The 9,033-nt window shown below is 66.6% G+C and carries 4 protein-coding genes and 2 pseudogenes; all 6 read left to right on the forward strand.

Annotated features, from left to right (window positions below):
- A pseudogene (locus tag WA317_RS09755) lies at nucleotides 1-465 on the forward strand (hypothetical protein); the annotation flags it as partial.
- A gap of 74 nt (nucleotides 466-539) precedes the next feature.
- Nucleotides 540-1,436: a class I SAM-dependent methyltransferase gene (locus WA317_RS09760; protein WP_425172839.1), complete on the forward strand. Its 897-nt coding sequence runs from the start codon at nucleotides 540-542 to the stop codon at nucleotides 1,434-1,436.
- Nucleotides 1,437-1,537: 101 nt separating this feature from the next.
- Entirely contained in the window at nucleotides 1,538-3,379 is a 1,842-nt protein-coding gene (eccA, locus tag WA317_RS09765; protein ID WP_425172836.1) for a type VII secretion AAA-ATPase EccA, read from the forward strand.
- On the forward strand, nucleotides 3,376-4,974 hold the full coding sequence (eccB, locus tag WA317_RS09770) for a type VII secretion protein EccB (RefSeq protein ID WP_425172837.1): 1,599 nt from the start codon (nucleotides 3,376-3,378) through the stop codon (nucleotides 4,972-4,974). Before eccA ends, eccB begins: the two co-directional genes overlap by 4 nt.
- On the forward strand, nucleotides 4,971-8,924 hold the full coding sequence (gene eccCa, locus WA317_RS09775; protein WP_425172838.1) for a type VII secretion protein EccCa: 3,954 nt from the start codon (nucleotides 4,971-4,973) through the stop codon (nucleotides 8,922-8,924). The genes eccB and eccCa overlap by 4 nt, the downstream gene beginning before the upstream one ends.
- Before the next feature lie 37 nt (nucleotides 8,925-8,961).
- A pseudogene (locus WA317_RS09780) lies at nucleotides 8,962-9,033 on the forward strand (PE family protein); the annotation flags it as partial.

Consider the following 9,033-nt stretch of genomic DNA (forward strand, 5'->3'; position numbering starts at 1 on the left):
TTTCCGCCCTACGTGGTCGGACCGCCAGGCATTGGTGTCGGCTCGGGATTGACGACCAGTGCCAGTGCCAGCGCAGCCGCCAAGAAGAAAGCATCGGAGCCCGACAGCGCCGCGGCTGCTGCCGCGGTGGCCGCACGTGACCAGGCCCGGGCCCGGCGTCGCCGACGGGCCAATAAGCGCGGGCACGGTGATGAATTCGCCGACATGAACGTCGACGTCAATCCGGACTGGGGCGCGCCGCCGGCAAGCGATCCTGTCGCATCGGCACCAGCATCGGCCGCGTCAAGACACGGCGCAGGCGTATTGGGGTTTTCCGGCACCGTGCACAGAGAAGCCGCTCCGCAGGCGAGCGGACTGCAGAGATTGGCCGGCGATGAGTTCGACGGCGGCCCCCGAATGCCGATGGTCCCGCGTAGTTGGGATAGCGAACCGGCCGCCGCGGGCGGCGAAGAAGGAGACAGATGACAACGGCAGCAGTGCAATCGCTGTCCCAAGCGACCGGCAAAGGCGTGCAGACGCCGGCGCGTAGGGTCGGTTTCGTGCGTAGCGACGATGACACCTGGGACATCACCACGAGCGTCGGTTCAACCGCGTTGTTCGTGGCCACCGCGCGAGCGCTGGAAGCTCAGAAGCCCCAGCCTCTGGTCGTCGACCAGTTCGCCGAGCTTTTCTGCCGGGCGGTAGGTGGCGCCGCGGCTGATGTACTCGACGGCAAACTGCCCCAACATCAGCTCAAGACGGACGATTGGGGTGACTACTTCGTCAACTTCCAAGCCGCCCGAACCAAGTACTTCGACGAGTATTTCCGCCGCGCGGCCGACGCGGGGGTTCGCCAGGTGGTGATTCTGGCGGCGGGCCTGGACTCGCGTGCTTACCGGTTGACCTGGCCGAGCGGCACGACGATTTTCGAAGTGGACCAACCGCAGGTACTCGACTTCAAGCGCGAGGTGCTCGCCCGCCATGGTGATCAGCCCACCGCCGACCGACGCGAAGTTGCCGTCGACCTGCGCGACGACTGGCCACGGGCCCTGCGCGACAACGGCTTTGACGCTGACCAGCCGTCGGCCTGGATCGCCGAAGGCTTGATGATCTACCTTCCGGCGGAGGCACAGAATCAGCTCTACTCCGGTATCGACACGCTGGCCGCGTCTGGCAGCCACGTCGCGGTAGAGGATGGAGCCCCGATGAAACCCGATGCGTTCGCGGCCGCCGTCGAGGAAGAACGCAACGCCGGCGACGGGCGCCTGTTCTTCCAACTGGTCTACAACGAGCGCTACGCCCCGGCCGACCAGTGGTTCGCTGAACGCGGCTGGACAGCGGTGCCGACGCCGTTGGCCGACTATCTGCGCGAGGTCGGTCGGCCCGCGCCGGGGCCGGACACCGAGGCTGGACCGATGGTCGCCCGCAACACCCTGGTCAGCGCTACCAAGAGGTAGGCGGTCTCATTTCGCAGGCTCTGATCTCGACACTTAGCTTATGCAATGCTAACTTCAGCAAAGTTAGGTTGCACTAACATACGGCAGGAGGGTATCCGGGGGTGGCAAACGCCGATATCGGGACGTTGGCGGCGCGCCCAGCCGCCGCTCGGGTGGACGCTGACGTCGTCAGCCGATTCGCCACCTGCTGCCGGGCGCTGGGCCTAACGGTCTACGACCGGCAACGTCCGGCCGACCTGAACGCCGCCCGGTCGGGGTTTTCCGCCCTGACCCGTGTCGCCCATGAACAGTGCGACGCCTGGACCGGACTCGCGGCGGCCGGTGACCTGTCCGCGCCGGTGCTCGAGGCAGTTGCACGCACCGCAGCAACGGCGGGCATCCTTCAGCGTCAGGTGCAACTGGCGCCCGGCGCCTTCGGTTTCCAGTACGACACCGGGCTCTACCTTCGCCTCCGAGCGAATGATCCGGACGGTTTCAACCTCGCGTACGCAGCTTCCCTGGCAGCCGCAGGCCGGTATGCCGACGCCTTCGCGCTGGTCAGCGATATCGCCGAGCGCCGGCCCAGTTGGTGCGACGTTCGGTGGGTCGCCATCGCGATCCATCACCGGGCTCAGCGTTGGTCAGATGTCGTCAAGCTGCTCACCCCGGTAGTCAACGACCCCGGTCTCGACGATCTGTATGCACACGCCGCCAAGATCACCCTGGGTATCGCATTGGCCCGGTTGGGCATGTTCGCCCCGGCCTTGTCCTACCTGGAGGAACCGGACGGTCCGGTGCGGGTTGCCGCGGTCGACGGTGCACTGGCCAAAGCGCTGACATTGCGCGCGCAGGACGACGAAGAAACCGCCGCCGAAGTGTTGCAGGACCTGTACGCGGCGAACCCGGAGAACGAACAAGTCCAGCACGCGCTATCCGATGCCAGTTTCGGGATCATCACCACGACCGCCGACCGGATCGAGGCCCGCACCGACCCGTGGGACCCCGACACCGAACCCGGCGAAGCAGATTTCGTCGACCCCGAAGCTCAGCAGCGCAAGGACGCGTTGCTCGCCGAGGCCGAAGATGAGCTCGACGAGTTCATCGGCCTCGACCAGGTCAAGAACCAGGTGTCCCGGTTGAAAAGCTCGGTGGCGATGGCCGTGCTGCGTCAGCAACGCGGGCTGTCGACGGCAGGGCGCACCAACCACCTCGTCTTCACCGGACCGCCCGGAACCGGCAAGACGACCATTGCCCGCGTCGTTGCCAAGATTTATTGCGGGCTGGGCCTTTTGAAGAAGGAGAACATCCGCGAGGTGCACCGCGCCGACCTGATCGGCCAGCACATCGGTGAGACGGAAGCCAAGACCAACGCGATCATCGACAGCGCCTTGGACGGTGTGCTGTTCCTCGACGAGGCGTACGCCCTGGTGGCCACCGGCGCCAAGAACGACTTCGGCCTGGTGGCTATCGACACGCTGCTGGCGCGGATGGAAAACGACCGGGACCGTCTGGTGGTCATCATCGCCGGTTACCGCGCCGACCTGGATAAGTTTCTGGACACCAACGAGGGTTTGCGCTCGCGTTTCACCCGCAGCATCGACTTCCCGTCGTACGCGCCGGCCGAGTTGGTGGAGATCGCGAAGTTCATGGCACAAAGGCGCGACAGCGTTTTCGAACAGGCCGCGCTCGACGACCTCGAGGCGTTGTTCGCCCATCTGGCCTCGACGTCCAAGCCTGACTTCAACGGCATCACCCGGCGAGGCCTCGATATCGCCGGTAATGGCCGGTTCGTCCGCAACGTCGTCGAAAAGTCGGAGGAGGAGCGCGAGTTCCGGCTGGATCATTCCGAACACGCGGGTACTGACGGGTTCACCGACGACGACTTGATGACGATCACCGCGGGCGACGTCGGCTATTCGGTCCCGCAGCTGCTGCGCGGCCTCGGGATAGAGGTGCCGGCATGACGGACCGCGAGCCCGACGACGACCGGCGCTTGTTCGTGTCACGTACCCCGGCCAACGACAACCCCGACAAAGTGGTGTACCGCCGGGGTTTCGTCACCCGCCACCAGGTGACTGGCTGGCGGTTCGTGATGCGCAGAATCGCGTCCGGTGTCGCCTTGCATGACACCCGGATGCTGGTGGATCCGCTGCGCACGCAATCACGCGCGGTGCTGATGGGTGTGCTGATCGTGGTGACCGGCTTGCTCGGCTGTTTCGTTTTCTCGTTCATCCGGCCCAACGGTTCGGTGGGCAGCAACGCCGTGTTGGCTGACCGATCAACCTCTGCGCTGTACGTACGCGTGGGCGACCAGCTGCACCCGGTGCTCAACCTCACCTCCGCCCGGCTGATCGTCGGCCGTCCGGTCAACCCGACGACGGTGAAAAGCACTGCGCTCGACGAGATTCCGCGTGGCAACTTGATCGGCATTCCCGGCGCGCCGGAGCGGATGGTGCAGAACACCGCGAAGAACGCCGACTGGACGGTGTGCGATGCGGTGTCCGGCCCGGCCACCGGCGTCACGGTGATAGCCGGCGCGCAGGACACCAGCGGAGCGCGGGCCGCGGCGCTGGGTTCCCAGCATGCGGTGCTGGTCGACAGCGGCAACGGAACTTGGCTGCTGTGGAACGGCAGGCGCAGTCGAATCGACGTGTCCGACCGTGCTGTGACCGGTGCCCTGGGCTGGGGCGCCGACGTGCCTGCCCCCCGACCGATTACCTCCGGGCTGTTCAATGCGGTGCCGGAAGCGCCGCCGCTGGCCGTCCCGGCCATTCCGGATGCCGGGAGCCCGCCGCGGTATCCGCTGCCGGTGCCCGCGCCGGTCGGCGCCGTGGTGATGGCCCATGGGCTGGACAACGGGGGATCCGGCTCGAACACCAACGAGCTCTATTACGCCGTGCTAGCCGACGGCCTGCAGCCAGTGCCGCCGGTGCTCGCCGCGATTTTGCGCAACTCCAATTCCTATGGCCTGGAACAGCCACCGCGGCTGGGCGCCGACCAGATCGCCAAGCTGCCGGTGTCGCGGGCGCTGGACACCACCCGCTATCCCGATCAGAGAATCGCCTTGGTCGAGGCGCCGGGTGCTCCGGTCACCTGCGCCTACTGGAACAAGCCGGCCAAGGCCAGCACCAGCGCGATGTCCTTGCTGTCCGGTTCAGCGCTGCCGGTCGCTGACGCGGTGCGCACTGTGGACCTGGTCGGTGCGGGCACCGACGGGACCGCCAGCCGTGTCGCGGTCGCACCGGGCAGCGGCTATTTCGCCCAGACCGTCGGGGGAGATGCGTCGGCACCACCGGCCGGATCACTGTTCTGGATCGCCGACACCGGTGTCCGCTATGGCATCGATGAAGAACCCGGGGCTACCGGTCAAGCCAAAACCGTTGACGCGCTGGGCCTGAGCCGACCTGCGGTACCTGTCCCATGGTCTGTCCTGTCGTTGTTCGCGCCCGGGCCGACGCTGTCGCGCGCCGACGCACTGCTGGCCCACGACAGCTTGGTGCCTGACTCGCGACGCAGTCACCCGGTCGCCGTGGGCGCCGGCGAAGGGGGGAACCGATGAGCCGATTGATCTTCGAAGCCCGCCGTCGGCTGTCACCTCCGAGCACCCGCAAGGGCGCCATCACCATTGAGCCGCCACCCGAGCTGCGACGAGTCATCCCGCCATCCCTGCTGCGACGGGCATTGCCGTTTTTGATCGTGATTTTGATCGTCGGGATGATTGTCGCGTTGTTCGCCACCGGGATGCGGCTGATCTCCCCGCAGACAATGTTCTTCCCGTTCGTACTGTTGCTGGCGGCCACCGCGCTCTACCGCGGCACGGGCAATAAGGCGCGTACCGAGGAGGTCGACGCCGAACGCGCCGACTATCTGCGTTACCTGTCAGTGGTGCGCGACAACATCCGCACCCAGGCTGCCCGACAGCGTGCGGCTGCCGAATGGTCGCACCCGAACCCGACCGATCTGGCGACCGTCCCGGGATCGCGACGCCAATGGGAACGCGATCCCCACGACGCCGACTTCCTGCTGGTGCGTGCCGGTCTGCACACCGTGCCGTTGGCCACGGCGCTGCGGGTCAGCGACGCCGCTGACGAGATCGACCTGGAACCGGTGTCTCACAGCGCATTACGCAGCCTACTCGACACCCACAGCACGGTTCGCGATGCGCCGATCGCGATCGATGTGGCCCAGGTGTCACGGATCACGGTGCTCGGTGACGCCGACAAAGTGCGAGCGGCGTTGCGGGCCTGGATCGTGCAGGCGGTCACCTGGCATGACCCGACGGTGCTCGGTGTCGCTGTGGCGGCCCCCGACCTGGACGCCGCAGACTGGTCCTGGCTGAAGTGGTTGCCGCACGTGGACATTCCGGGCCGGCTCGACGGCGTGGGACCGGCCCGCTACCTGTCGACGAACGTCGACGAGCTCGCCGCTCTGGTGGGCCCGGCACTTGCCGACCGCCCGGCGTTCACCGGCGCCCGCGCGGAGGCATTGCGGCACTTGCTCATTGTCGTCGACGATCCCGAATACGACGTCAGCGCCTCGACGCTGGCGGCCGGCTGGGATGCCGTCACCGTCATTCACCGATCGGCCACGCAGCCGCACCGGGAACAGTATTCAGATCCCGAGCGGCCGATCCTGCGGATCGCCGACGGCAGCATCGACCGGTGGCAGACCGGCGGCTGGCAGCGTTACATCGACCGGGCCGACCAGATCAGCACCGACGAAGCCGGCCATCTCGCCCGCCGGCTCTCGCGGTGGGACTCCAACCCCACGCATGCGGGATTGCGGTCGGCGGCCACTCGCGGTGCGTCCTTCACCACGCTGCTGGGGATTGCTGATGCGTCGACACTCGACGTGCCGGCGCTGTGGGCACCGCGCCGCCGCGACGAGGAGCTGCGCGTCCCGATTGGCGTGACCGCGACCGGTGAGCCGCTGTTCTTCGACCTCAAAGATGAAGCCGAAGGCGGCATGGGCCCGCACGGCCTGATGATCGGCATGACCGGCTCGGGTAAATCGCAGAGCCTGATGTCGATTCTGTTGGCGTTGTTGACGACTCACCCGGCTGATCGGCTGATCGTGATCTACGCCGACTTCAAGGGCGAGGCGGGCGCCGACAGCTTCCGCCATTTCCCCCAAGTGGTGGCGGTCATCTCGAACATGGCCGAGAAGAAGTCCCTGGCCGACCGGTTCGCCGACACCCTGCGCGGTGAGGTGTCCCGTCGTGAGGTGCTGCTGCGCGAGGCCGGCCGCCGCATCCAGGGCAGCGCGTTCAACTCGGTGGTGGAATACGAGAACGCCATCGCGGCCGGACACGAACTGGCGCCGATCCCGACGCTGTTCGTCGTCGCCGACGAATTCACGCTGATGCTGGCAGATCACCCCGAATACGCGGAGTTGTTCGACTACGTGGCGCGCAAAGGACGCTCGTTCCGTATCCACATTTTGTTCGCGTCACAGACGTTGGACGTGGGCAGGATCAAGGACATCGACAAGAACACCTCGTACCGGATCGGCCTGAAAGTGGCCAGCCCTGCGGTGTCACGGCAGATCATCGGTGTGGAAGACGCTTATCACATCGAAGCCGGCAAGGAACACAAGGGCGAAGGCTTCTTGGTGCCCGCCCCCGGCGCGGCGCCGGTCAAATTCCGCAGCACCTACGTCGACGGCATCTACGATCCGCCGCGGAGGCCGAAAACGTATGTGATGCAGTCTGTTCCGCAGCCCAAGCGATTCACCGCCGGTTTCGTCGAGCCTGAACCCGACACGGTGATCGCGGCCGGCCACGACGATGAGCCGACCGGCCCGTCGCGCAAGCTGATCGCGACCATCGGAGACCAGCTGGCCCGCTACGGTCCCCGCGCGCCGGAGCTGTGGCTGCCGCCGCTCGACGACCCGATTCCGTTGAGCGCGGTGCTGGCCCGGGCTGCGGTGTCGCGGCGCCGGTGGCGTTGGCCGCTCGGCGAGATCGACAAACCGTTCGAGATGCGCCGCGACCCGCTGATGTTCGACGCCGGCTCGTCGGCCGGGAACGTGGTGATCCACGGCGGCCCGAAGTCGGGTAAATCGACGGCGCTGCAGACGTTCATCTTGTCGGCGGCCAACCTGCACTCGCCGCAGGAAGTGACGTTCTACTGCCTGGACTACGGCGGCGGCAAGCTGCGCGCCGTCGAAGACCTTGCCCATGTCGGCAGCGTGGCCTCACCGCTGGAGCCCGAGCGCATCCGTCGTACCTTCGGCGAGCTCGAGCAACTGCTGCGCTCGCGCCAACAGCGCGAAGTCTTCCGGGACCGGCACGGGTCGGTGCTCGACGACGGGTTCGGCGAGGTCTTTTTGGTCATCGACAACTTGTACGCGTTCAGCCGTGACAACACCGACCAGTTCAACACCAGAAACCCACTGCTGGCGCAGGTCACCGAGTTGGTCAACGTCGGCCTGGCCTACGGGATCCATGGGATCATCACCACCCCGAGCTGGCTGGAGGTGCCGCTGGCGATGCGCGACGGCCTGGGTTTGCGGCTCGAACTCAAACTGCACGACGCGCGGGACAGTAACGTGCGGGTGACCGGCGCGCTGCGTCGTCCGGCGGAAGCGGTGCCGCATGATCAGCCCGGCCGCGGGCTCACCATGGCCGCCGAACACTTTCTTTTCGCCGCACCTGAATTGGAGCAGGTGCCCGCGATCAACGCCCGCTATCCCGGTGTCAGCGCGCCGCCGGTGCGGCTGCTGCCGCCCAACCTCGCCGCTGATGCGATCGGCCCGCTGTATCGCGGCAGGGACCGGATCGTCATCGGTCAGCGCGAAGAAGACCTGGCGCCAGTCGAACTCGACTTCAACGACAACCCGCTGCTGATGGTCTTCGGTGACAGCAGAACCGGTAAGACCACCCTGTTGCGCCACATCATCCGCACCGTCCGAAGCAACTCAACGGCCGACGAGGTCGCGTTCACGGTGATCGACCGTCGGCTGCATCTCGTCGAGGAGCCACTGTTCCCGGACAACGAGTACACCGCCAACGTCGACCGGATCGTCCCGGCAATGCTGGGGCTGGCCGGGCTCATCGAAGCGCGCCGGCCACCGGCCGGTATGAGCCCCGCCGAGCTGTCGGCGTGGCGATATTACGGCCACACGCACTACCTGATCATCGACGATGTCGACCAGATCCCGGACACACCTGCGATGACCGGGGCGTACGTCGGCCAGCGGCCGTGGACGCCGTTGCTCGGGCTACTCTCCCAGGCAAGCGATTTGGGATTGCGGCTGATCGTCACCGCGCGGGCCAGCGGATCGGTGCACGCACTGATGACAAGCCCGCTGATGCGGCGGCTGAACGACTTGCAGGCGACGACGTTGATGTTGTCGGGTAACCCGGCTGACGGCGGCAAGATCCGCGGTCAGCGGTTCGGGCGGCTGCCAGCCGGCCGGGCGATCCTGTTGGGCGACAGCGACAGCCCGACCTACGTGCAATTGGTCAATCCGCTGGTCGACCAGAGTGTCACAGTCGACGGCCGGTGAGTGATAGCTCGGATCTATCGAAGGGAGTGCAGAAACCATGACGCTACAAGTGGTGCCCGAGGGTCTGGCCGCGGCGAGCGCGGCGGTCGAGGCGTTGACCGCGCGGCTG

The organism is Mycobacterium sp. (genome assembly GCF_049802695.1).
GTDB lineage: Bacteria > Actinomycetota > Actinomycetes > Mycobacteriales > Mycobacteriaceae > Mycobacterium.